The sequence below is a fragment of the Cytobacillus firmus DS1 genome (assembly GCF_000565285.1).
Classification (GTDB): domain Bacteria; phylum Bacillota; class Bacilli; order Bacillales; family Cytobacillaceae; genus Cytobacillus; species Cytobacillus firmus_A.
Genome location: NZ_APVL01000008.1, coordinates 16,502 through 40,897, shown reverse-complemented (window position 1 = coordinate 40,897; position 24,396 = coordinate 16,502). Strand labels below are relative to the sequence as shown.

Sequence of the window (24,396 nt, the reverse complement as noted above, 5' to 3'; positions counted from 1 at the left end):
CTATTCACTCCTCAATATCCGTTACCCTGCATTCAATAGTTCCATCAGATACCTTCAATTTTAACATATCATCCACTTTAACCTGAGACACAGTCTTTATTAGAGATTCCTTTTCTGTATAAGCAAGGCTATAGCCTCTATCCATAATTTTTAGAGGACTGAGCGCCTCAAGGGTTGAAATGGCCCTCGCAAAATCTTTTTCTTTTGCAGCCAGGGTATTTGCCATTGTTTTGTTTAGAAGCTTATGGAGCCGATCATGTCTTTCTTTCGCCTGATCCTTCGCTTGACCGGGATGACTCCGAACCAGCCTTTTTTGAAGGATATCAGCCTGTTCCTGCTTTAAATCATGCAGCCTTTTTGATCCCCGCAACAGCTGTTCGGTGACTTTATCGAGCTGTTCCAGTTTTTGTTCATACAATTTTTGCGGGTACCGGAAAGCATAGGATTTCTGTACCCTTAGAAGCCTTTCATTTTGCAGTGCAATTTGTTCCTTCATTGCTCTTATCAGCCTTGATTGCTTGTTAAAAAGCCTTTCTGTCAGATCATCAATATGCGGGACTGCCAATTCAGCAGCTCCCGTTGGGGTGGGAGCCCTTAAATCTGCAACAAAATCCGCTATTGTAAAATCTGTTTCATGGCCGACAGCTGAAATTACAGGTATTTCCGACTTAAATATAGCCCTTGCCACAACTTCCTCATTAAAGGCCCAAAGCTCTTCAATGGATCCTCCGCCCCTGCCGATAATTAAGACATCCGCTTCCCTGGAGGAATTGGCTTCCTTTATCGCTTTCACAATCGATGGAGCTGCCTGGTTCCCCTGGACAAGCGCAGGGTAGATAAGTATGTTCGCAATTGGATAGCGCCTTTTCAGTGTTGTCAAAATATCTCTGATTGCAGCACCAGTTGGGGATGTGATAACAGCAACTGTACGTGGATAACGCGGGATATATTTTTTATGGGCAGACGAAAAGTATCCTTCTTTCTCCAGTTTTTCTTTAAGCTGCTCGTATGCCAGATAAAGTTCACCAACCCCGTCCGGCTGCATTTCCTGTACATACATTTGATATTGCCCGCTGGATTCATAAACGGAAATCGCTCCGCGAACTAATACTTTCATGCCGTTCTCCGGCCTGAATTTCATGGATCTCGCATTTCCTGCAAACATTACGGCTAAAATTCTGGCTTTCTCATCCTTCAAAGTGAAATACATATGGCCGCTTGAGTGCTGTTTAAAGTTTGAGATTTCTCCCTTAACCAAAATATTTTGCAAATGAGGGTCGGCGTCAAATTTTCTTTTTATGTATTTGGTCAGTGCGTGAACTGTCAGATACTGCTGTTCCTTCATAACAATCTCCTTTATGCAGATGCTGCATTAAGCCTCCTGCAAAGCAATAACGCAAGAAAGCGCAAGCGCCTTGCCCACCCCCGACACCTCGAGGGTGCAGGCGCTCCTCCTAAAAGCTAGCGCTTTTAGTCGTGCGATGACATAGCTGTCGAAGCTTTCCTTGTGAAGCTAGACAATTATCAAAGTTCAAAGTTATTCTTTCTTACCTATCAAAAAAAACTGCCCCTCCATTCAGCCTATATGACAGGCTTCCTAAATAAAGGATAATGGGAATGGACAGATTTTGCATCTATGGCGGCCATAAATTTTAGATTTTGCTTATAGAATACTTTGCTGCCTTTAACGTGTTATGCATTAACATGGTAATGGTCATCGGTCCCACTCCGCCCGGAACAGGAGTAATATACCCTGCTTTGTGCTTAACTGTCTCGAATTCAACATCGCCGCAAAGCTTTCCTTCCGCATTTCGATTCATCCCCACATCAATTACGATTGCGCCATTTTTAACATGGTCCTCTGTGATTAAATTGGCTTTTCCTGCTGCAGCCACCAGAATATCTGCCCGTTTGGTATATTCCTTCAGATTAGCTGTTTTCGAGTGACAGCAGGTAACAGTTGCGTCTTTATTAAGAAACAGCTGCCCGGCAGGCTTCCCAACGATGCTGCTTCTGCCAATAACCACTACATGCTTTCCGGAAATGTCTGCCCCGATGCTTTCTAACATTTCAATAATCCCTGCAGGAGTACATGGGATATAGGTATCCTGAGCTGTCATCATCCTGCCAATATTTATGGGATGAAATCCATCTACATCTTTCTCAGGAGATATGGTCTCGATGATGGCTTTTTCATTAATATGGCTTGGGAGCGGCAGCTGGACCAGGATGCCGTGGATTGCATCACTTTTGTTTAACTCATTGATTTTTCTGATAAGCTCTTGTTCGCTGACGCTTTCGGGAAGTTCAATAAGCATAGAATTTATGCCCAGCTTATTGCAGGTTTTCTGCTTGTTGTTCACATACGTTCTGGATGCCTGATTATCCCCCGCTAAAATAACAGCCAAGCCTGGAGTGACTCCTTCTGCTTTCAGCTTTTGAACTTCAGCACCGATACGCTCCTGTTTCTCTCTTGCAATTTCTTTTCCATCTATTAATTCTGCAGCCATTTGTATCCCCCTATCAGAAACTCGAAAGCGCCTTTGATAAGGACTGCCGGCTTTCTTGCATCCAGAAAGCGCCAGCATATCCAGTGTGTTTATTAAATCTTTTCTTTTATCTTTGATAAAACACCATTAATAAACTTGCTTGACTGATCATCGCCGTATAGTTTGGCAATTTCAATTGCTTCATCGAGCACCACATTGGCTGGCACTTCCTCAGTTAAATACAGCAGCTCAAAAACAGATAATCTCAGAAGATTGCGGTCTACAGTGGCAAGTCTCTCAAGCGTCCATTTTTCAAGGAACCCTTTGATTTCACTATCAATTGCTTCTTTATGCTCTAGCACACCTGATACAAGTTTGCTTAGATATTCATCGTTTTTTTCGCCCTCTAAAACGTGTTCGATGGCGGTCTCTGGTTCTGTCCCGCTTACATCAATTTGAAATAAAGCCTGCAATGCTTTTTCTCTGGCTGTTCTTCTCTTCATCTTTATAAAACTCCTTTATGGCTAGCATAGTAATTTTCATTTTTGAGCATTTGCACGTCCAAAAATTGCATAAGAAGATAATAGCATAAGTAAGGAATCTTCGCACTACAACAAGAGCATTATGTTTGGTCAGACGCATATGCAGGATAACTTATAACATTAATTTCCCCTTTACAAACTCCTTTATAACGTTTTAGGGAGTGAATGATGAAGAGAACCATTAGAAAAGCCAAAGACGAGTCTGATGTCTTTGGCTTGATGTGTATGTTACATTTCCTGTTCGTATTCAACTTCATGCTTTTGGTTTTCAAACATGATTCCTACTACGTGAATGTTTACTTCCTGGGCGTCCAGGGCTGTCATATTCAGGAGGGCCTGACGGATGTTGTCCTGGATTTTTTGAGCAACGCTTGGAATGGACACGCCGAATTTCATCAGACAATATACATCGACTTTGATGCCTTCTTCTGTTAATTCAACTTTAACACCTTTGCCATGATTCTTTTTACCAAGCCTTTCAACCACTCCTGTAGCGAAGTTTCCGCGCATTTGCGCAACACCTTCTACTTCTGAAGCAGCAATGCCGGCTATTACCTCAATAACTTCCGGTGCAATCTCCACCTTGCCCAGACCTGAATTTTCAGGGCTCATTTCGAGAATATTATTTTCGTTCATTTTAGCACCTCCACAAGTCTTTAAGAATTCATTACATCATGCAATTCAAGAAATTTCGTATTAAACTGCCCTTCCACAAAACTTTCATGGCTTAAGAGCTTGAGATGGAACGGGATTGTTGTATGAACCCCTTCCACTACAAATTCGCTTAATGCCCTTTTCATTCTGGAAATGGCCTCTTCTCTAGTATTGCCATAAGTGATCACTTTTGCAATCATTGAATCGTAATATGGAGGAATCATATAGCCCGGGTAGGCAGCAGAGTCCACTCTTACACCAAGCCCGCCAGGAGGCAGATACATATTGATCCTTCCTGCTGATGGCATAAAGTTCTTCTCCGGGTTCTCGGCATTAATTCTGCATTCGATTGACCAGCCGTTAAATGTCACATCACTTTGTGTGAAATTAAGCTTTTCTCCTGAAGCAACCTTAATTTGTTCCTTGATTAAATCAACCCCTGTTACCATCTCTGTAACAGGATGCTCCACCTGAATACGCGTGTTCATTTCCATGAAATAGAATTTGCGATTTTTATAATCGTATATAAATTCTATCGTGCCAGCGCCTGTATAATCAACCGCTTTTGCAGCTTTTACAGCTGCATTTCCCATCTCTTCGCGTGTTTCACCGTCAAGAGCAGGTGAAGGTGTTTCCTCAAGCAGCTTTTGCAGACGCCTTTGAATGGAACAATCCCTTTCCCCAAGATGGACGGTGTTCCCGTAATTGTCTGCAAGAACCTGGATCTCCACATGACGGAAGTCCTCGATATATTTTTCAATGTAAACGCCAGGATTCCCGAATGCTGTCATTGCTTCCTGCTGTGTGATCGTAATTCCTTTAATAAGCTCCTGCTCATTGCGCGCTACGCGGATTCCTTTCCCGCCTCCGCCCGCAGTCGCTTTAATAATGACCGGATATTCAATCTTTTCTGCAAGCTGAACAGCGTCTTCTGCATCCTTAATGATTCCATTAGAGCCCGGAACAATTGGAACTCCTGCTTCCTTCATCGTTTCCCTTGCAACATCCTTTGTGCCCATTTTGCTGATGGCTTCTGGTGTAGGGCCGACAAAAATAATATTGCATTCTCTGCACAGTTCGGCAAAGTCAGCATTTTCTGCAAGGAATCCATAACCTGGATGGATGGCGTCACAGCCGGTAAGCTTAGCGACACTTATTATATTTGTAAAATTTAAGTAGCTGTCCTTAGATGCTGTCGGACCAATGCAGTATGCCTCATCCGCCAGCTGGACATGGAGCGCTTCCCTGTCAGCTTCTGAAAAGACAGCAACAGATTCTATCCCCATTTCGCGGGCTGCCCTGATAATGCGGACAGCTATTTCTCCTCTGTTGGCAATCAAGAGTTTTTTAATCATTCTGTAACCGCTCCTTATTCAGGCTTTACTAAAAATAGTGGCTGGCCATATTCTACTAATTGGCCGTCTTTTACAAGCACTTCTACGATTTCACCATTAACTTCTGCTTCAATTTCATTAAATAATTTCATTGCTTCTACAATGCAGACAATGGAATCCTTTGTAACTTTTGAACCGGCTTTTACATAAGCATCAGCATCAGGTGAAGATGATTGATAAAAGGTCCCTACCATTGGTGAGACAATCTTATGTAAATCTTCCGCGGCTTCAGCCTTTGATGCAGGAGCATCTGCCGGAGCTTCAGCTTTTGGCTCTTCCACTTTCACAGCGGCTGGCTGGACCGGCTGTGGAGCAGGCGCTAACACTTGGGCAGCTGCTGGCTGAACTTGCTGTACAACAGCGGCTTCATTGCCTTTTTTCTTCATTTTAATTTTAGAACCTTCATGCTCATATACAAATTCATCGATATTTGACTGATCTACCAATTTAATCAGTTCACGGATTTCTTGTACTTTTAACATTTTGGCACCCCTTGTTTTCTCATTGCATGATAATCCCTTTAATTATCCGTATGCATATATTGCTGAAAGACAAGAAACATACGGCTGGGATGTTATGCATGGTTTGAATTATGACTAGATACTAATATCATACGATAAGATCTTATAAAACTTCAACATTCTATTATGTACTGGATAATAATTTCTCTATCCGTCCTATGTTCCATTTTAATATTTTTCTAAATGTTTGTGAAATGTTTCATTGGATTTTACCGAATTTCATCCAAAACCACTTCACAATCAGGACTTTTGAACTATCTTTTTGTGTAATAGTTACCAAACCCCAAATAAATTATGCTATTTTCGTATATTTTGCTGTTTTTCGTCAATAATATAGTCCGTTGATTTCTGCTCCAGGATGCTCAGCGAACAGCGGGGCAGGCGGTGAGCCTCCACTCCCGCAGGACTTTGAATATGCTTCCTTGAGTAAACACCGCACGAAGAAAATGCGAATCCATTTTAGAGGATCTCGCACCTTCCGCTCCAATCAAAACTCAGTAAATTTATACAAAGTACAACAAACCTTGCAAAAACAGACTAAAATAAAAAGGGAGCCCTAAAATAGTTGCAGGCTCCCGCTACATTTTTATTTTTCAACCTGGAATTCAACAGCCACTGCCTCAAGCTTTCCAATTTCATTTCTTACTTCCTGGATGATGTTGTTTGCAGCTGAAGCTGAATGATCTTTTGCTTTAACAGTAATTTGAACCTTCTTGCCATCCGCACGGACAAGCACATCTTCATAATCCATCGCTCTGATTAATGTTTCAAGCATCGCTTCCTTTTGCGCAATTTCATTTAATTCATCAATTTGATCTTTTGCCTTCATTCTTTCTTCAGCAGGAAGGTCAGTTTGACCAAGAACCTCCTGCAGGTCTTCCTTCATGCGGCTGCGCTCGTCATCAAGCTGAAGGCGGAGATTTTCAAACATTTCATCACTGGCAGTGTTTGTTATGATCGCTTTGCCATCTTCACTCTCAACTGACTCCATTTCGCCCTCTGCCTTTTCTTCCATTCCAGCAAGTTCACTGCCTTTTTGCTCCGGCGATGTTACATAATAAACCGATAATACAACCACCAAACTCAGCATTGTTAATAGCCAGACTGTTTGTTTCTTCAAAAGCATCTATTATTCCCCCTTAGTTTTTTTTAGGCATTACGGATACTCTATGACTTGGAACATCCAGAGCTCTGGTTACTGCCTCAATAATCCACTTTTTCACTTGTATATTTTCAGCCCCTTTTGCCACAACCAGCACTCCTCTTATTTCAGGTTTCTTGGTTTCTATGACAATGGGAACCTCTTTTTCTCCATTTCGGACAATCACAAGCTGTTCCTCCTGTGACTGATCCTCAACCTTCCTTTTGCCGCCTTCCCGATCTGTTTCATCGGTTTTTTGAGTTTGGGTTGTTTTGTTTTTTTCAAGGACTTTCTTCTCTGTGGCATCTACATTCACCACGACAGTGGCATCTTCCACCCCTACGATTGCGTCAAGCGCCTCTTTTATTTGGGCTTCATATGCCTTTTCATAATTGGCAATGGTGTCATTTCCTCCAGATTTCTGCTGGCCGAATACCGGCACCTCTTCCTCCTGCTTCACTTCTTCTCCATTTTTAAAAACGGGCAAATCCCCGGTGGAACTGTCTTCTTGAAACAGCGTATTGCTGATCAGCATGATCGCTGCCCCAAAAAGGAGAACCAGCAGCAAATAATGGAATTTTCCGGGCTTCTTATCAGACTGTCCATCTTTGGAAATCATTTTCTTTATCCATGTGAAAGGACCTTTTTCATTATCCATCCCTGTCCATATTCCCCCCTTCTACCAGAACTTCGATTGAGTTTGCGTCTACATTCCATTTTTGTGCGAGAAGAGAAGCAATTCTTTCTGCATCTTCATATTCGGGCCCGCTGGATGGAAGAGGTTTCCCGGCATTGATATCCACTGTTTTAACCACTTCTACAGCTTCAGCTTCTGCATCTTCTGCTTTGAGTTGGATCATGACCTTTTGCAGGTTATCCGGGAAGGCTTGATCACTGCTTTCATCTACTAAAATATCAATGTTAGCAATTTCCAGACCGTACTGTTCCATCAACTCCTCTTCAGCGTCCTGTTTCATGTGGACAGCCATTTGTTCTAAAATATATGCATCACTTGAGGCTTGTATTTCTTTTTTCTTCATTTCTATTAAATTTTCCATATTTTTTTCTCCAGAAGCCTCAAAAACCGGCACGGAAACAAGAGCTTCTTCAAAATCACTTGATATAATTCTCAAAATCGGTGTAAGGATAATCGCAATCAGCAGCAGCCCTGTCACCATTTTTGTGTATTTCTGAAGCTTGGAACTGGGGAGGAGCATATCTATGACAGTGGCAAGCAGAACAAATAATATGATGTTCGTTACCCATTCTTTTATGAAATCCACTTCATTCCCTCCCTACCTGACCATCATGGTCAAATTACCGGCCGCTATAATAACCGTAATACTAAGGAAAAACATCAGGGAGACGATGGCCAGAGCGGCAAAAACATAGATGATGCTCTTGCTGATTATATCCAGGCAGGATATGATCGGCCCTCCCCCCAGCGGCTGCAAAATGGCTGCCGCGAATTTATATATAAACGCAATCATTAAAATTTTGATTGCAGGAAATGCTGCAATAATAAGAAGAATGGCTACACCTGCTATCCCAACAGTATTTTTCAAAAGCACTGAAGCGCTGATTACGGTATCTGTCGCATCTGTAAACATCCTCCCAATGACCGGAATAAAATTCCCTGTAATAAATTTTGCTGTCCGGATGGTAATACCATCAGTAACCGCGGCAGATGCTCCCTGAACTGATATAACTCCCAGAAAGACCGTCAGGAACATCCCAAGAAGCCCAATGCTCCAATTCCGGAGAAGATTAGCAAGCTGAGTTACTTTATAATGTTCTGACAATGTGCTGACAATGCTTAACAGGGCTGATAAAAATAGAAGCGGGAGAATAACATACTGGATAAATAATCCGCTGACATTCATCAAAAATAGTATCACCGGGTGGAAAAACGCTGCAGATACCAAACCTCCCGAAGAAGCAATCAGTGCAAGCAGCAGCGGTATGAGAGCCATTATGAATGACACCATGGTTGAAATGGTTTCCTCTGTGTAAGTGATCGCGACATGGAAGCTGTTCAGTGCAATAATAATTAACACCATGAAGACGATTGAATACGCGGCTTTACTGACAGTGCTTTTTTCAAATGAATTCTGCAGCGACTGCAGGAACATGCTGAATACCGTCAGCAATATCAGAGTCCCCAGCAATTTTCCATTGACTATAAACTCATGGAACACAAACTTAATCGCGCCGCCAGCCCAATCTTTAAGTGAAAATTCCTTTTCTCCATTTATGAATTCATAGAGACTCCCCTTTTGGCTCTCGGGCAAAAAACCTCCATACTCTGTTGTGATTTCTTCCCAAAATCCTTTTAATTCATTAAGATCTAACTTCTCCACCTGGGTTTCAATTAAATCCTGCGGGGATATCGTCTCTTCTGCTTCGCCGGTCTTTGGTGAGGCTTGTACTATTGGTGCCAGGAAAAAGAATAGAAATAAGCTGAACCCTAAAATTTTCTGCATCCTCTGCTTCATTTTTTCACCTCTTTTAAAAGACCCTATCTAATGCCAGCAATATGAGCTTGTCCAGTCCGGCAGCCTGTAATTTCATCAGGCAGCCGGTTAGCTCGGAATCATGCGAATAATGGTTTCGATTAATACAGTAAGGATCGGAATGGCCATGGCAAGAATAAGAATCTTCCCGCCCATTTCGATCTTTGCTGCAATAGCCCCCTGCCCTGCATCCTTCGTAATTTGGGCAGCAAACTCAGCAATATAGGCTATTCCGATTATCTTTAAAATGGTTTCAACATAGACGATGTTCACCTTTGCATTGACGGCAATCTTTTCAATCATATGGATAATGGCATAAATTTGGTCGACCAGAAAAAGAAAGATGGCACAGCCGACAAAAACAATCAGCAAAAACGCAAAATTCGGCTTTTGCTCCTTAACAACCAGCGCCAGGAACGTGGCTACAAGCGAAAATCCAACTATCTGGAGAATTTCAATGGCTGAGCCCCCCTTTTATCCCTGAAACAAAAAGACTGATTTAATTTTTTGGAAAAGGTTATCTACAATGGAAGCAACCATGAATAAGATATAAATAAATCCGAAAAGCGTTACCCATTGGGCGTATTCCTTTTTGCCCACCTGATCAAGAATCGTATGCAAAAAGGCTACAACGATTCCCACACCTGCAATCTTGAATATGATATCTACCTCTAAGCCCATCTTTTCTCCCCCTAAGCTCTGATCAGCGTCCGGCAAATCAAGCCGGCGTTTCCTACATTAGTAAAATGATTAAGAGCAATCCGGATAAAAACCCTAGACTTTTGACCATTCTCTCGTATTTCACTTGTCTGTCATGTGCATCAGCTTCTTCACGTTCCAGATGGGAAAGGGTCAGCATGATCTGCTTTTGCTGAGAAAGTCGGTCATGTCTTCCAAGTGTTTCGCCAAATTGCTTCATGATCTCGAATTCCCCTTGTTTAAAGGCGGTCATTTTCCATATTTCCTTCAAGCTTTCTTCCCATGCGTCCTTTACTGTCGTCTCGGAATCGGTCAGTTTTTTAGCAAAGGATTCAAAGAACCATGATAATGGCTTGGAAAGCTGGACAGAAAGCCGTCTGGCTGCTTCATGAAGAGGTGTATGGCCATACATTATTTCAGCCTCTAAGGACTGCAGTGCCGATTTAAGCTGACGAAGCTGGCGCGGCCGTTCGGTCAGGTGCCTTGAGGCTTCAAACCCTGCCCATGTTGTTGCAATGATGATCAAAACAGCTCCAATAAGCTTCATCATTTACATCACGCCCGCTTGATGCTGATATCCCGCACCCTCTGAGTTTCGAATGCAAACAATGCTGCCCGGTCCATCTTTTCTGCTCAGTTCAATAAATCGCTGAAAAATACCCATTTCCAGTACGGCCTGTAAAGTGGGTCGCCTCTTAATTTCCTCCAGTGAATTTCCATGTGTAGTCATAATCAGCTTTATTCCGGCATTTACTGCCTCCATTATGGCCTCTGCATCTTCATGCCTGCCGATTTCATCAACAACCAGAACCTCGGGGCTCATAGAACGAATCATCATCATCATGCCCTCAGCTTTGGGACAGGCATCAAGGACATCAATTCTGTTTCCAAAAGTCATCTGCGGAATCCCATTCACACATCCTGCTATTTCGGAGCGTTCATCCACAATCCCAACCTTACTCGCAGGAAGGTCAGTGCCTGGATCACCAGATGAAATGATTCTTGCAATATCGCGCAGCAATGTGGTTTTTCCAGTCTGCGGCGGGCCAATAATCATGGTATGCAGCCAGCCATCCCTGTAAATCCCCGGAATCAGCTTTTGGGCAATGCCAACTTTCTCTCTGGCAATTCTAATGTTAAAAGAGGAAATATCCCTGATCGCCTTAACCTTGCCTTGCTCAAGAATGACCTTTCCTGCAAGCCCAACCCGATGGCCGCCCTCAATCGTGATATAACCTCTTTTGAGCTCTTCCTCGAGTGTGTAAATCGAGAAATGGCTTATTTTATTCAGTAAATGCACGGCATCCTCTGAATCAACTATATAAGGGAGAAAATGCGGTACTCCCCTTGCTGTCAGCTCAATAGGCCTCGAAATGCGGACCCTGATTTCCTCCAGATCCTTTAAGATTTTCGGAGGGATTCTCTGTAATTGTTCGGCAATTTTTTTCGGCAAAAAGGCTATAATCGTTTCCAAGTCTGCTCCTCCATTCACCATCTGATCTCGGACTAGCTTCTCATTATTTAAAATGTATGCCTGATGGAAAACAATATGACTTAGATTTGAAAGCTTCACATTTATTTAGTACAGGCTTTTACCTGAGTAAAAAAATATCTTTCTTCAAAAAATAATTCATAAAGAATTTATAGAAAGGCTGATGCCAATTATGAAAGCAAAATGCATTTACATCATGGCTATTTTTCATCTGATTGTTCTTGGTTTCTTACCTGCGGAAGGAATAGCACATCAGAGAAATACAAACGGACCGCAAAATGTCATTCTGATGATTGGCGACGGAATGGGAATTGGCCAGATTGAGATTGCAAGAAAACTGGAATATGGGAAGGACGGGCGGCTGTTCCTGGAATCTCTGCCTCACACCGCATTGGTGCATACCGAATCTGCCAATAATTTTGTGACAGATTCAGCTGCCGGCGGTACGGCACTTGCAATTGGAAAAAAAACAAATAATGAGATGATCGGAGTTACGCCTGATGGGAAGGAAGCAGACAGTATCCTTGATTTATTCAAGAAAAACGGTAAAAAAGCAGGGGTGATATCCACCAATACAGTTACAGATGCAACACCAGCAGCCTTTACAGCAAGTGTTTCAAACAGATGGTCCGGACAGGAGGAAATTGCACGCCAGCAGCTGGAATCCGGTGTGGACGTGCTGATGGGAGGCGGAAGAGCATACTTCACACCGGAAAAGCAAAGCGGAAGGGATTTAATAAAAGAGGCAAAGCAACAAGGATATGCCTATGCCGGAAGTCGCGACGAATTGCTGAATGCCAAAGCCCCAAAGCTGCTCGGCTTGTTCAATGACGGATATATGAGCTTTAAATTGGACCGGAATTTACTGAACAGCAAAGAACCCAGCTTAAAAGAAATGACTGAAAAAGCGATCGATGTACTCGCAAAAGGAGAACAGGGATTTTTCCTCATGGCGGAAGGAGCAAGAATTGATCATGCTTCGCACGCAGGTGATATTACAAGCATCTGGAAAGAAACCATTGAATTTGATGAAGCTGTCAAATACGCGGTTGAATGGGCAAAAAAGGACAAAGAGACACTGGTTTTGGTTGTCGCAGATCATGAGACTATGGGAATATCAGCATCAGAGCCGCTGGAGATACAGCATTTAAAGGAAATTAAGGCATCTCCGCAGTATATGGTCAGCCAATTGGCAAGAGATGAAGATAGGGCCATTTATCGATCAGAAAGTGTGAAGGGTGTTCTAAAAAAGTATGCGAATATCGATTTAACCCAGCAGGAGATTGAAGCGTTTAATGGAAAGCTTATGAACACAGACAGCAAGGTTTATCCTCAATATTTAGCAGCATGGGAAATAGGAAGCCTGATTGCCGAGAAATATCATGGCGGAATTTTAACGGATACAGTAAGATCTCTCAGCTCTACCGGCGGTCATACAGGCAATATGATCCCTTTATTTGCTTATGGCAATGGGAGTGAAACTTTTACAGGAGTACTGGAGAATACAGATATACCGAAAAAAATTGCCGGACTGATGAATTATAGCTGGCATTAATATTATGCGCATTTTCTCTCTTTCTCCCGCGTAATTCTAGAAAGATACCTTCAGGAAAGCGGGGTGAGAAAGTTATGTATTATTATCAGCCATTCGTCCGCAATACTGTGCAGACTGGAAGGCATTCCAGATCCAATCCAAATACTATAAGGGTTTCAGGTGAAGGAAAGATAGCTGTACAGCCAGATCAGGCTAGTATAAAGCTGGGAGTTTTAACAGAAGACCAGGAGCTTCAGAAGGCACAGGAGCAGAATGCTGAAGCCATTTCAAATGTCAAGAAGGCTCTTAATGCCATTGGAATAAAAGATACAAAAATTCAAACTTCAGATTTCTCCATTTTTCCGCAGTATGATTTTGTGGATGGCAAGCAAATTTTCCGCGGGTACAAGGTTGAGCATATACTGAACATTACGGCCGATGTGATTGAAAATACGGGACTTGTAGTGGACACAGCAGTAGACAGCGGCGCAAATACGGTAAGAGGATTTACGTTTGAAACAGAAAACCAGCAGGAATTGTATCAGCAGGCATTAAGCTTGGCCGTAATGGATGCTTATAGAAAGGCAGAAACAATCGCTGTTTCACTAAGAGTCCAATTAATCAGTACTCCAGTATCCGTTTCAGAAGGAAATTCAGGCATGGTGCAGCCTGTCTCTTTTCAATCCTCCGCTTTAGTTAAAAGTGCCGTCAGCACACCTATCCAGCCGGGAACAATAGAAATCGAAAGTCACATCACGGCAGATTTCATATTCTACAGCTAGGAAATCTTCGGCTTATAATCACAGTGAAGAAGCAAATACTAATAAGGTGGCACTGAGCAATTTTATAGAAAAGAGGTTATTGGATGAATGAAAATTTAGATGAATTTTTAAAAAACCAGAAAAAAGGCGACAGGGCTTATCTGGGTGGAACCCGCGATAACAGAACTGCTCCCACATCTGATCCAGATTATAATAATCGCAATGACACTGACATATCCCCTGGCGCAGAAGGCAGGAAATATAAAGGATAAAAAAAATCCCGATTTCTCGGGATTTTTTTTAAACTATGCACGTGATACGTATGAGCCATCAGTTGTATTGATGATCAGTTTATCCCCTTCGTTAACAAAGAAAGGAACTTGCACAATCAGGCCGGTTTCAACTGTTGCAGGCTTTGTTCCGCCGGATGCAGTATCCCCTTTAATGCCTGGTTCTGTTTCTGTTACTGTAAGCTCAACAGAGTTAGGAAGCTCAATTCCAAGAGACTCTCCCTGATAAAGCATAATAGCAACTTCCATGTTTTCTTTTAAAAACTTTAATTCATACTCAATTGCTGATGCAGGCAGCTCGATTTGCTCATAAGACTCATTGTCCATGAAAACATGCTGATCTCCATTTGCATAAAGGTACTGCATTTTACGGTTGTCGATCTGAGCTTTCCCTACTTTTTCACCTGCGCGGAAGGTTTTTTCCTGAATCGCGCCTGTGCGAAGGTTGCGCAATTTGGAACGTACAAAAGCCGCTCCTTTTCCTGGTTTAACATGCTGGAAATCCATTACACGCCAAATTCCGTTATCAACTTCAATCGTCAATCCCGTACGAAAATCGTTTACTGAAATCATAAGTTTGTCCTCCTAATGTGTACAATTAAAGAATAATCAATTCTTTAGTAGAATGAGTAAGCGTTTCATTATGATCGTTTGTTATGACTGTATCATCCTCAATGCGGACACCGCCAAGGCCCGGTATGTAAATGCCCGGCTCCACCGTTACAATCATTCCGGGTTCAAGGATAACATCAGACTTAAATGACAATGCAGGACCTTCATGCACTTCAAGGCCGATCCCGTGTCCGGTAGAATGGCCAAAATATTCGCCATAGCCTTTACCGGCAATATAATCACGAGTTAAGGCATCTGCTTCTTTGCCGCTCATTCCAGGTTTGATGCCTTCCATTCCCCGCTCCTGGGCTTCCTGCACAATTGTATAGATTTCTTTCAGCTTATCTTCCGGTTCCCCAACAGCAACTGTCCGGGTAATATCTGAAACATACCCCTTATAATAAGCGCCGAAGTCCAGAGTGACAAAATCGCCTTTTTCAATAACCTTATCACTGGCAACACCATGCGGAAGAGCAGAACGGTACCCGGATGCTACGATAATGTCAAACGATGATGAATCTGCACCCGCTTTTCTCATAAAGAATTCTAATTCATTCGAAACTTCCAGTTCCGTAATGCCTGGCCGAATGACATCTAGAATATGTTTAAACGCAGCATCTGCAATGTCTGCCGCCACCTTTATTATCTTAATCTCTGATTCGTCCTTTATCAAGCGTAACTTTTCAATAGTGTCAGAAACAGGGACAAGCTCGGCGTTAACAGCTTTTTCATAGGCTTTATAGGATGAAAAGGTTACATGATTCTCTTCAAAACCAAGCTTTTTGATCCCAAGCTGTTCTGCCTGTTTGGCGACTTCTTCCGGAATTGCACCAGTATGCTTTACAATTTCATACCCTTCACATTGTTTGGCAGCCTGTTCAGTGTAGCGGAAATCGGTTATAAAGAGTGCTTTATCCGCACTGATTAGAACCACGCCCGATGAACCGGTAAAACCAGTCATATAACGGCGATTGTAATTGCTGGTAATTAGCATCCCATCAATCCCTGACTCTGTAAAGCGTGTACGTAATTTTTGTATTTTCTCCATATTATCCTCTCCCCTTGACAAAATCCATTAATGCATAAAATGCCAGTTCATACCCTTTAAAGCCAAGGCCGACTATCTGTCCCAGTGCAGCAGGTGCAATGACAGAAATATGCCTGAATTCTTCCCTGGCATGAACATTTGAAATATGTACTTCGATCACAGGAACCTGTATTCCTGCAACAGCATCCCTTATTGCGTAACTATAATGGGTAAATGCTCCGGGATTGAAAATTATACCCTGTGTGCCATCTTCATTGGCAAGGTGTAGCCTGTCAATGAGTTCACCTTCGTGATTTGATTGAAAACAGTTTACTTCTGTCTCATATGAAGCACCCAATGCTTTCATATTTTGCTCCAGCTGACCCAGTGTTTCTTTTCCATAAACACCTGGTTCCCTTATGCCGAGCAGGTTTAAATTCGGCCCATTTAACAGGAGTATTTTCCCCATATTCAACCCCCTTTATAAAACAATTGCTTATCGGGCTTTTCCTTCTTCTTAACATCCTTCTGACACAACTGGAAAAAGAATGCCCATTAAGAACATTCTATCATAAAGCAAAATTTCATACAGTTCTGATGTATAGCGCTTTTCGCATTATTTTTCATTATTCCCGCGCAAAAATAAAATACGAAGTCTGACTCTAATCCATTAAATTAAATCCCGATCTGTGCGTGCCTTTTTTTCATCTTCGGTTTTTCCTCTGAGTTCTTGAGCTTCATATGAAATGGAATACCCAACGAATACGCCAAATAAAATATAGAAACAAATTGATGTAATAATTGTATTTCGCTCAAGATCCCAGAAGGGGCTGATTCCAGGGAAAATTGGATTGAGTATAAAAAACACTAGTAAAAAAAGGGCAACTCCATAGCCAGCCCCCACGAAAATACTTTGAAATTTCCGCAGCGCAGCATAATAAATCAGGGCAGCTATAATAGATATTCCGCCTATCAGGAAAATGGAGATCAGTGTCCCAAGCCATCCCTCTTTCCAGGCTCCAATTGTCCAGGGCTCGAGAATGACATTAGGGCGAATTTCCGTGAAATTAAACACATAAGCAAGATAGGCAAGTCCGCTCCAGAGAATGCCTCCAACCAGTCCGGTAATGACCACCATTGTCATAAAAGACATTGGTTTTTCCCTTTGATCCTGTTCCAAGCGCTCTTTTTCTTCTGCCACTTTGCGCCACCTCCTTTTCCTATTATGTCCACACACAATTATTCCATTGCATCCAATTTTAAATAAAGTGAAACTTCAATCAGTGGTGGGTCTTATCCCCCGCTGATTGTTAGTTGAACCAATCGGGCCTTTACGGGCAGTTTGACCCTCACTATCCTCCTCGAAACCTCTGAGTATTGAAGTGGGGTCTTACTGCCCGTTAGACTGCGATAAAAGATGCCGGAATAATTCCAGCCGCAAAAACCGTTCATATTTTTTATATATTTTCCTGTTATATAGAGGTTTTATGAGATTTTAAGTCGAATAAAATAATTAAAGATAATGCTCTTTAATTTTGTGCTTATTTCCCGTTATGTGAGTTCCGGGACAGGGGTGCACAGCATAAATTTATGTATAAGCAATATTCGCGATATCTTGGAAAACCTTACTAAAACTTATTAAAAGTTAATGTTCTTCTGTTTAAATTGTAAAGAAATAGGAAAATAAAAAAATGAAGACAACTTTCATTAATTATTTCGATAAACTTTAGCTTATAGAGTTTAAAAGCTTATAAAATTGCTCATCATGCTTTTAGGGAGGTGGCTTTCTTGAAAAAACCATTTACATTTTATATTGTCTCCGGTCTTATAATTCTAGCTGTTATCGGAGTTGCCGTCAGCCTGATCTCAAATCCTGCCGGTTTTTTGCAGAGAATAGCTGTCATTGTCATCATTGGAGCTGTTGTATACTTTCTTTTTCAGCGCTTTAACAGATCTAATCCCTCAAAGCGAGAGCAGCGAGCTTTTATAAAGGCAGCCAAAAAATCAAAAAGACGCTTTACTAATAAAGAATCTGGCACTGCCAACGGAAGAAAGGGATCTGTTGGTTCCATTACTTCCATTAAGAAGTCCAAGAAAAAGGCTTCTCCGCATTTGACAGTCATAGAAGGCAAAAAAGGCAAAAAGAAAAATCGAGCTTCCCTTTAATTCGGGCTCGATTTTTTTTATGTTTATATATTGTTTGACTTGAAGCTCCTGAACTTTCCAATTAGTAGCTCCATGATGTGAAAAACTGCTCCGCACATTGCCTTCCGTGCTCCAGAAGTTCTTTTTTCTTCTGTTCGGTTATATTAAATTCCGCAGTCAGTACACCATCGGTTGGAATGAAAATAATATTTTGTGCATGTTTTCTCGAAATGTATCTTGCATCATGCGCGTCCTTCATCGTTTCAAAAAGCGCCGCATACATTTGTATGGCGTTGTCGATTTTGTTCGGGGGCCGTTCGCTTAAATTATGACTTAACTTTATCCCGAGCACAGGCCTGGTCTTTTTCACATTTTCCTTATCAAAAAGCCACATCGGGAAATTGCTTAAAACCCCGCCATCCACGATTACACTTGTACTGCTGTAGCCATTCAGCTTGACCGGCTCAAAAAAATACGGGAGGCTGCAGCTCATCCTGATAGCTTTTGCTACCGGAAATGAAGCTGGATCAATGCCATAATGCACAAGATCATCCGGCAGTACAACCAGTCTTCCGTTTGTCAGGTCTGACGCTATGACTCTCAGGGATTGAGGCGGCAGATCTGAAAATGTTCTGATCCCCCTGTCGCCCAATTTCTGAGCCATCCAGCTTTCCAGCTCAGATCCTTTATATAATCCCAAACGCCAATACAGATTAAGCCATTTTCCGACTGCAAAGGGGATGAATGTTTTTCTTTCATCAAGAAGCTTTTTGACTTCAAAGTCATCGACGAGCCGATATATTTCCTCACTTGTATAATTAGCAGCTATTAACGCAGCCACAATGGATCCTGCACTTGTACCAGCAACCCGTTTGAAGCGGAATCCCCTTTTATGAACTGCTTCATATGCGCCGATTAAGGCAAATCCTTTGATGCCTCCTCCTGAAAAAACACCATCTATATACATGTAAGCCACTCCTGTCGATGTACTTGCTCATAGAGGAACCTTTACTTATACATCTTTAATCAGGAGCTTTTTAAAATAGTACGGCTGACAAGCAAAATTTCATAATTAAGTAAAATATTGCACTTCTGCTTCGGGAAAATAGGAGTGAATATACTCCCTGATTGTATGTTCCAGATCTTTTGCTTCATCTGTTGGATATACATACTTGCCTATACCATATCTTCCCCACTTATATTTTCGCTTTTCTTCATCCATTTCAAGCTTGGTTTTTGGGTAGCGCTTTTCAATTACTTTTTTGGCCGGTTTCGTAAATCGGTGCTGGATTAATTCAAAAGTTAATCCATTCAGATTGATGCCATCGAGAGAACTGCTTAACCTTTGAAAAAGTTCATGGTAGCCTTCACGCCAATCATCATGCATATAAATGGGTGCTACGATAAAGCCAAGCGGATAGCCGGCATTGGCTACTTTGCGGGCAGCTTCAAGCCGGTCATCAAAAGAGGAAGTACCCGGCTCAAAGTTTTTTATTACATAGCGGGAATTAACACTAAATCGGAAACGTGTTTTCCCATTATGTTTCGCATCCAGCAAATGGTCGACATGATGGTACTTGGTGACAAACCGAAGCTGGCCGTACTCAGTCTGACCGATAAATTCAATCGTTTTTTTCAGTGAATGGGTCAGATGATCAATCCCTACTATATCGGATGTACAAGCGGCTTCAAAGCGTGTCAGCTCTGGGCTGCGCTCTTCCATATACTTTGATGCCTGATCAAAGATTTCTTCAAGGTTTACATAAGTCCGAATATACGGCTTGCTGCCAAGGGTGGTTTGCAAATAGCAATAATGACAGTGACCCATGCAGCCAGTAGCAAGGGGGATGGCGTATTCTGCCGAGGGCTTGGATGTATCAAATTTCAGAGTACGTCTGATCCCTACCACTAAAGTGGATTTAGCATTGCGGTATTTCTGCAATTCGTTATCGCCAGGAATATTCCTCACCTGATTATGTGAAGTTGTTTCCCTGATTTCTATATTCATTTTTTCAAATTTTTCCTTTAGTTCTCTTCCTAATGGATACTCAAGAGCTTGAGGCTCTATATAAACTAGCTGAGGGATAAATGGCTTCATTGGATTAACCTCTCTTTGTCAATTTTTCTGTCAGCATATAATCTCGGCTGAACCCTATGACTGTAGTATGAGCCAAATAATCCAACAGCAAAAAAAGAAGATGGAACAATTATTTCCATCTTCTCTCATTCGTTTCATTTATTTTTATAAACCGCATTTCAGCTGTGCATTACAGTTTGTGCAAGTATTGCAGCCGCCGATTTCTTTGACTTTTCCTTTGCGGCATACCGGACAAGTATTGCCTACTTCTGAACCGATTGTTACATCGGTGGAACGCAGATCGCTGATTGTATCAACCAGCACTACATGCTGCTTTGATTTTTCTTTTTTGACTGTATCAGCACCATCAAAGCTGTTCTCTTCAGCTTTCAGCGTCAATACCTGAGAATCGCGTGATCCGTCAACATATACTGTTCCGCCCTTTGCTCCTCCGCGGTATAAGCGTTCATACACCTTTTCAACCTGTTCAACACTATAGCCTTTCGGTGCGTTGACAGTTTTACTGATCGAGCTGTCGATCCAGCGCTGAATCACACATTGGACATCTGCGTGCGCTTCTGGAGCAAGATCCATCGCTGCGATAAACCATTCAGGCAGATTATCAGGATCTGCACCCGGATTGCGGTCTAAATATTCCTGAACAATATCTGCCTTCACTTCAATGAACTTGCCTAAGCGGCCGCTTCTGAAGTATGAGAAGGAGAAATATGGTTCCAGGCCTGTAGAAACTCCAACCATGGTCCCTGTGGATCCAGTAGGAGCAACGGTTAGAAGATGTGAATTGCGGATTCCGCTTTCTAAAATAGAAGCTCGGATATCCTCAGGCATTTTCTTCATGAAGCCTGTTTCGGTAAAAGCTTTGCGCAGACGATTCGTTTCTTCAGGATTGTCACCTGTTAAGAACGGGAAGCTTCCTTTTTCCTCCGCAAGCTTTACAGAAGCTTTGTATGCTGATGCAGCAATGGTTTCAAAGACTTTATCAATCAGCACGTTGCCTTCTTCAGAGCCATATTCTGTTTCACAATAGATCAGCAGATCATGAAGCCCCATAACGCCAAGACCAACACGGCGCTCGCCTAATGCCTGCTTTTTGTTCTCTTCAAGGAAGTATGGCGTTGCATCTATCACATTATCCTGCATACGCACACCCACTTCGACTGTACGCTTTAGTTTTTCAAAGTTTACTGTTTTGTTTTCCTTATCCGCCATTTCTGCAAGGTTCACTGCTGCAAGGTTGCAGACAGAATATGGCGCGAGAGGCTGTTCCCCACATGGGTTGGTTGCTACAACCTTTTGTCCATATGCCTGTGCATTCGTCATGTCGTTGGCGTTATCAATAAAGAAAATGCCTGGTTCTGCCGAGTATGTTGCACAGATATTGATCAGGTTCCAAAGTTCTTTCGCTTTGATTTTGCGGTAAACACGGACTTTATATCCCTGTTTTCCCCACTCTCTGACATCACCGACTTTATGCCATTCTTCGTTGTATATTTTCATCGTTGCGGGATCATAGGATTCAACATCCGGAAAACGCAGCTCATATTCTGCATCATTTTCAACCGCATCCATAAATTCTTTCGTGAGGCAGACTGAAATGTTTGCTCCTGTAAGGAACTCAGAGTTATGAACACTATAAGTACCGCCAGCCGCCAGCTTCTCCTCAGCATCATTTATGATTTTTTCACTGAAGCCGCCATGGCCTGGAATAGTTTTGTAATTAATAATGCCCTGGTACATGGCAATTTCCTGTTCATTAAATGGAGTAAATTTTAATTTTTCTTTAGCATATTTTTTTATCGTTTCATCATTTGTATTTTCAAGAAGGAAGCGTAAAATTCTCGGGTTTTGCATTTTCGAGATGATGAATTCGATAATGTCCGGATGCCAATCGGATAGCATAATCATCTGAGCACCTCTGCGGGATCCACCCTGCTCCACCAGGTGTGTAAGCTTCGCAATATCATCCAGCCATGAAACCGAACCGGAAGATTTTCCGTTTACCCCTTTAGCCAGTGTATTGCGCGGTCTCAGAGTTGAACCGTTTGTCCCTACTCCGCCGCCGCGGCTCATAATTTCCATTACCTGCTTGCGGTGCTCGGAAATTCCTTCACGGGAATCCTGCACGAAAGGCATTACATAGCAGTTGAAATACGTAACATCTGTGTCAGCACCTGCTCCATACAGCACCCGGCCAGCCGGAATGAAATTCAGGTTTTTCAATTCCTGATAGAATTTTTCAAACCACTCTTTTTTCTTTTCTTCGGTCTTCTCAACCGATGCAAGGCCTGTTGCGTTACGCTTGGCGATTTGCTCATAGTAAATTTCCAAAGGCTTCTCGATTACATCAAGAGACTTTGTAATAATGCCTGTTCTCGATTCTTCCGGATCATCCAGCACTCCTCTGTAATCTTCCTCTACTAAAACCTTTGCTGTCTTGTTTTCCCAGTCAATATCGAGGATATATCCTAAGCCGCGTGCAGGAAATTTCGGATCTTCCTTGATGGTGAGAACAACGAAGTCACCGTTTGTGAGTGTCACTTTCTCGGTGTCTTTGAAGGTATAGCGATCTAGCATAACCAAGCGGGAAACACCTTTGTGGGTCATTTTCATATCTGAGGTTACAGGGTGAACCTGAGGAAAGAGACGGATGTCCTTGTTTAAACGTTCAATGTTCAATTTCATTTTTTGTCCTAGAGCAACAGACATTGTTACAACTCCTTCTAAATCAATTATGGAAGTGGATTCTGACAGATAGAGTAAATCTATCTGTCAGAATAGTACCCTAAAGTTACCATACCTTAAACCACAAAATCAATATATAGTGCCTTTAATATTTTCGACAATACTACATGTTGTATTAAGTTCAACTAATTATCGTTTTGTCAAACTTTAAAAATACTAGAATTTGAAGAAAAACAGAGTTAGGTGCCGGTTTCCAACAAATAACGATAAATTTTAATATATTTTGAAGCTTGCACTTTTTTTTGTTCAGCATTTGGAAAAATATTCATTAAAAAAAGAGAAAAAGCGACTTAGCCGCTTTTATCTCTTATAGTTCCAGTCATCACTTTCATATCTTTCTTTTGCAATTTTTTGGACATATGCCATCTCATCATCTGAAAGCTCGTAAGGTTCGAGTACAATGTCCAGGCCTTCCTCAAACCCCTTCTTGAAAGCTGCCTTAGCCTGTTCAAGCGTAATATTTTCTGCTGTCAGCTCATTTATGGCAACAGCCTTATTTTTAAAAGCCTTTTGCATTCTCTCTTTTACCCGGTCATTAGGGTATTTGAACAAGCTGAACAGCTTGTCTTCATCTAAATCAAGCAAAATAGAGCCATGCTGAAGTATTACACCTTTTTGTCTTGTTTGCGCACTACCTGCTACCTTACGGCCTTCTACAACAAGTTCGTACCAGCTTGGTGCATCAAAACAAACAGCAGATCTTGGATTTTTTAGAGAGTCCCTTTCTTCAGCCGTCCTTGGTACGGCAAAATAAGCTTCCATTCCCAGTGCGTGAAAACCTTTTAGAATTCCTTCAGATATGACTCTGTACGCTTCGGTCACTGTAGTCGGCATTTCCGGGTGGGCTTCAGGAACAATTACACTGTATGTGAGTTCATGTTCGTGCAGCACACCTCTTCCCCCTGTTGGTCTGCGGACAAAGCCCAGGCCATGCTTCTTCACTGCTTCCATATCTATTTCTTTTTCAACCTTTTGGAAGTATCCAATTGAAAGAGTTGCGGGATACCAGCCGTAAAACCGGATTACAGGAGGCATTTTGCCTTCGCTATTCCAGTCAAGCAAAGCCTCATCCAAAGCCATATTAAAAGAAGGCGAACCTTCTCCTGAATCGATAAACCGCCAAACTTCTTTAGTCATATGTAACCCTCATTTTCAAATTCTTTAACTGGTCATTTGCGGTTATTAGTCTAACAAAATTCCGATGAAATTTAAAGCAAGTTGAATTTCCAGAACAAATTTACCTGATTTCCTTTACTCCAATCAGGAAAGACTTATATAATATTAGTTGGCTTACCTATGCGTGAAAGGAGAAAGACATATTGGAAACACTTTATTTCATTCTTATCATTTTGGGTGCAATCATTACCTATTCTGTCATAACATGGTTTTATCAGCGCCGGATTGTTAAAACGCTTACTGAAGACCAGTTTAGAGAAGGCTATAGAAAAGCCCAGTTAATCGATGTTCGCGAACCAAATGAATTTGAAAACGGCCATATTTTAGGTGCACGCAATATACCGCTTTCACAAATGAAGATGCGCATGAAAGAATTGCGTCCGGACAAGCCAGTCTACTTATATTGCCAGAGCGGCATGAGAAGTGCGAGAGCTGCCCAGTTTTTGCACCGTAAAGGCTACAAAGACCTTTCACACCTGCAGGGCGGATTTAAAAAATGGTCCGGAAAAGTGAAGGCGAAAAAATAATAGTGTTATTTGAAAAGGCCCCGTCAGTTTGACGGGGCC

General features: G+C 42.0%; 27 protein-coding genes. 5 read left to right on the top strand and 22 right to left on the bottom strand.

The features are described from left to right. Window positions 1-4: 4 nt before the first annotated feature. The 14 genes from xseA to spoIIIAA all read right to left on the bottom strand — a co-directional run bounded on the left by xseA (window position 5) and on the right by spoIIIAA (window position 11,427). Window positions 5-1,345: an exodeoxyribonuclease VII large subunit gene (gene xseA / locus PBF_RS11875; RefSeq protein ID WP_035330005.1), complete on the bottom strand. Its 1,341-nt coding sequence runs from the start codon at window positions 1,343-1,345 to the stop codon at window positions 5-7. 307 nt (window positions 1,346-1,652) lie between these two features. Then, entirely contained in the window at window positions 1,653-2,510 is an 858-nt protein-coding gene (folD, locus tag PBF_RS11870; protein ID WP_035330004.1) for a bifunctional methylenetetrahydrofolate dehydrogenase/methenyltetrahydrofolate cyclohydrolase FolD, read from the bottom strand. A 92-nt stretch (window positions 2,511-2,602) separates the two neighbouring features. After that, complete coding sequence (nusB, locus tag PBF_RS11865) at window positions 2,603-2,992, bottom strand: transcription antitermination factor NusB (RefSeq protein WP_035330003.1); 390 nt, start codon at window positions 2,990-2,992, stop codon at window positions 2,603-2,605. Window positions 2,993-3,259: 267 nt separating this feature from the next. Then, window positions 3,260-3,667, bottom strand: a complete 408-nt coding sequence (locus tag PBF_RS11860) for an Asp23/Gls24 family envelope stress response protein (RefSeq protein WP_035330002.1) — start codon at window positions 3,665-3,667, stop codon at window positions 3,260-3,262. Window positions 3,668-3,687: 20 nt separating this feature from the next. Beyond that, a complete protein-coding gene (gene accC, locus PBF_RS11855; protein WP_035330001.1) occupies window positions 3,688-5,040 on the bottom strand; it encodes an acetyl-CoA carboxylase biotin carboxylase subunit in 1,353 nt (450 codons plus the stop codon). A gap of 14 nt (window positions 5,041-5,054) precedes the next feature. Beyond that, a complete protein-coding gene (gene accB, locus PBF_RS11850) occupies window positions 5,055-5,561 on the bottom strand; it encodes an acetyl-CoA carboxylase biotin carboxyl carrier protein (protein WP_035330000.1) in 507 nt (168 codons plus the stop codon). A 625-nt stretch (window positions 5,562-6,186) separates the two neighbouring features. Beyond that, window positions 6,187-6,726 (bottom strand): SpoIIIAH-like family protein, encoded by a 540-nt coding sequence (locus tag PBF_RS11845; protein WP_035329999.1) that lies wholly within the window; start codon window positions 6,724-6,726, stop codon window positions 6,187-6,189. Window positions 6,727-6,739: 13 nt separating this feature from the next. Beyond that, window positions 6,740-7,399: a stage III sporulation protein AG gene (spoIIIAG, locus tag PBF_RS11840; RefSeq protein ID WP_035329998.1), complete on the bottom strand. Its 660-nt coding sequence runs from the start codon at window positions 7,397-7,399 to the stop codon at window positions 6,740-6,742. Further along, window positions 7,392-8,024, bottom strand: coding sequence for a stage III sporulation protein AF (gene spoIIIAF, locus PBF_RS11835; protein WP_035329997.1), 633 nt, complete (start codon window positions 8,022-8,024; stop codon window positions 7,392-7,394). Before spoIIIAF ends, spoIIIAG begins: the two co-directional genes overlap by 8 nt. 12 nt (window positions 8,025-8,036) lie before the next feature. Then, the gene (gene spoIIIAE, locus PBF_RS11830) at window positions 8,037-9,236 is read right to left on the bottom strand and encodes a stage III sporulation protein AE (RefSeq protein WP_035329996.1); all 1,200 of its coding nucleotides are present in this window, start codon (window positions 9,234-9,236) and stop codon (window positions 8,037-8,039) included. 87 nt (window positions 9,237-9,323) lie between these two features. Further along, window positions 9,324-9,713, bottom strand: coding sequence for a stage III sporulation protein AD (gene spoIIIAD, locus PBF_RS11825; protein ID WP_200870043.1), 390 nt, complete (start codon window positions 9,711-9,713; stop codon window positions 9,324-9,326). A 15-nt stretch (window positions 9,714-9,728) separates the two neighbouring features. Then, window positions 9,729-9,935, bottom strand: a complete 207-nt coding sequence (gene spoIIIAC / locus PBF_RS11820; protein ID WP_009332905.1) for a stage III sporulation protein AC — start codon at window positions 9,933-9,935, stop codon at window positions 9,729-9,731. 52 nt (window positions 9,936-9,987) lie between these two features. Next, window positions 9,988-10,503 carry a stage III sporulation protein SpoIIIAB gene (gene spoIIIAB, locus PBF_RS11815; RefSeq protein WP_035329995.1) on the bottom strand — a complete coding sequence of 172 codons (516 nt, stop codon included), beginning with the start codon at window positions 10,501-10,503 and terminating at the stop codon, window positions 9,988-9,990. Beyond that, window positions 10,504-11,427, bottom strand: a complete 924-nt coding sequence (gene spoIIIAA, locus PBF_RS11810) for a stage III sporulation protein AA (RefSeq protein ID WP_035329994.1) — start codon at window positions 11,425-11,427, stop codon at window positions 10,504-10,506. It lies immediately after the preceding gene. Between the two features lie 190 nt (window positions 11,428-11,617). On the opposite strand from spoIIIAA, the gene PBF_RS11805 reads away from it, so the two are divergent. From PBF_RS11805 to PBF_RS26485, 3 genes are all read left to right on the top strand, one after another. Continuing rightward, window positions 11,618-13,000 (top strand): alkaline phosphatase, encoded by a 1,383-nt coding sequence (locus tag PBF_RS11805; RefSeq protein ID WP_035329993.1) that lies wholly within the window; start codon window positions 11,618-11,620, stop codon window positions 12,998-13,000. Between the two features lie 74 nt (window positions 13,001-13,074). Next, window positions 13,075-13,761 carry an SIMPL domain-containing protein gene (locus PBF_RS11800; RefSeq protein ID WP_035329992.1) on the top strand — a complete coding sequence of 229 codons (687 nt, stop codon included), beginning with the start codon at window positions 13,075-13,077 and terminating at the stop codon, window positions 13,759-13,761. An 83-nt stretch (window positions 13,762-13,844) separates the two neighbouring features. Then, the gene (locus PBF_RS26485) at window positions 13,845-14,012 is read left to right on the top strand and encodes a hypothetical protein (protein WP_035329991.1); all 168 of its coding nucleotides are present in this window, start codon (window positions 13,845-13,847) and stop codon (window positions 14,010-14,012) included. A gap of 33 nt (window positions 14,013-14,045) precedes the next feature. Here the strand turns inward: PBF_RS26485 and efp are convergent, their stop codons facing one another. From efp to PBF_RS11775, 4 genes are all read right to left on the bottom strand, one after another. Continuing rightward, a complete protein-coding gene (gene efp, locus PBF_RS11790) occupies window positions 14,046-14,603 on the bottom strand; it encodes an elongation factor P (protein ID WP_035329990.1) in 558 nt (185 codons plus the stop codon). A 25-nt stretch (window positions 14,604-14,628) separates the two neighbouring features. Beyond that, on the bottom strand, window positions 14,629-15,690 hold the full coding sequence (locus PBF_RS11785) for a M24 family metallopeptidase (protein WP_035329989.1): 1,062 nt from the start codon (window positions 15,688-15,690) through the stop codon (window positions 14,629-14,631). Between the two features lies 1 nt (window position 15,691). After that, window positions 15,692-16,138: a type II 3-dehydroquinate dehydratase gene (gene aroQ, locus PBF_RS11780; RefSeq protein ID WP_035329988.1), complete on the bottom strand. Its 447-nt coding sequence runs from the start codon at window positions 16,136-16,138 to the stop codon at window positions 15,692-15,694. Window positions 16,139-16,339: 201 nt separating this feature from the next. Beyond that, the gene (locus PBF_RS11775; RefSeq protein ID WP_035329987.1) at window positions 16,340-16,870 is read right to left on the bottom strand and encodes a YqhR family membrane protein; all 531 of its coding nucleotides are present in this window, start codon (window positions 16,868-16,870) and stop codon (window positions 16,340-16,342) included. A 578-nt stretch (window positions 16,871-17,448) separates the two neighbouring features. Between PBF_RS11775 and PBF_RS11770 the strand changes: the two genes are divergently transcribed. Beyond that, the gene (locus PBF_RS11770; protein ID WP_275451091.1) at window positions 17,449-17,835 is read left to right on the top strand and encodes an SA1362 family protein; all 387 of its coding nucleotides are present in this window, start codon (window positions 17,449-17,451) and stop codon (window positions 17,833-17,835) included. Between the two features lie 61 nt (window positions 17,836-17,896). Here the strand turns inward: PBF_RS11770 and PBF_RS11765 are convergent, their stop codons facing one another. The 4 genes from PBF_RS11765 to PBF_RS11750 all read right to left on the bottom strand — a co-directional run bounded on the left by PBF_RS11765 (window position 17,897) and on the right by PBF_RS11750 (window position 23,791). Beyond that, entirely contained in the window at window positions 17,897-18,781 is an 885-nt protein-coding gene (locus tag PBF_RS11765; protein ID WP_035329985.1) for a patatin-like phospholipase family protein, read from the bottom strand. 105 nt (window positions 18,782-18,886) lie between these two features. Further along, complete coding sequence (gene splB, locus PBF_RS11760) at window positions 18,887-19,912, bottom strand: spore photoproduct lyase (RefSeq protein ID WP_035329984.1); 1,026 nt, start codon at window positions 19,910-19,912, stop codon at window positions 18,887-18,889. Between the two features lie 144 nt (window positions 19,913-20,056). Continuing rightward, window positions 20,057-22,618: a vitamin B12-dependent ribonucleotide reductase gene (locus tag PBF_RS11755; protein WP_035329983.1), complete on the bottom strand. Its 2,562-nt coding sequence runs from the start codon at window positions 22,616-22,618 to the stop codon at window positions 20,057-20,059. A gap of 336 nt (window positions 22,619-22,954) precedes the next feature. Further along, on the bottom strand, window positions 22,955-23,791 hold the full coding sequence (locus PBF_RS11750; RefSeq protein ID WP_035329982.1) for a lipoate--protein ligase family protein: 837 nt from the start codon (window positions 23,789-23,791) through the stop codon (window positions 22,955-22,957). Window positions 23,792-23,973: 182 nt separating this feature from the next. Here PBF_RS11750 and PBF_RS11745 point away from each other — a divergent pair, with 182 nt between their 5' ends. Further along, window positions 23,974-24,357 (top strand): rhodanese-like domain-containing protein, encoded by a 384-nt coding sequence (locus tag PBF_RS11745; protein WP_035329981.1) that lies wholly within the window; start codon window positions 23,974-23,976, stop codon window positions 24,355-24,357. Window positions 24,358-24,396: the final 39 nt, after the last annotated feature.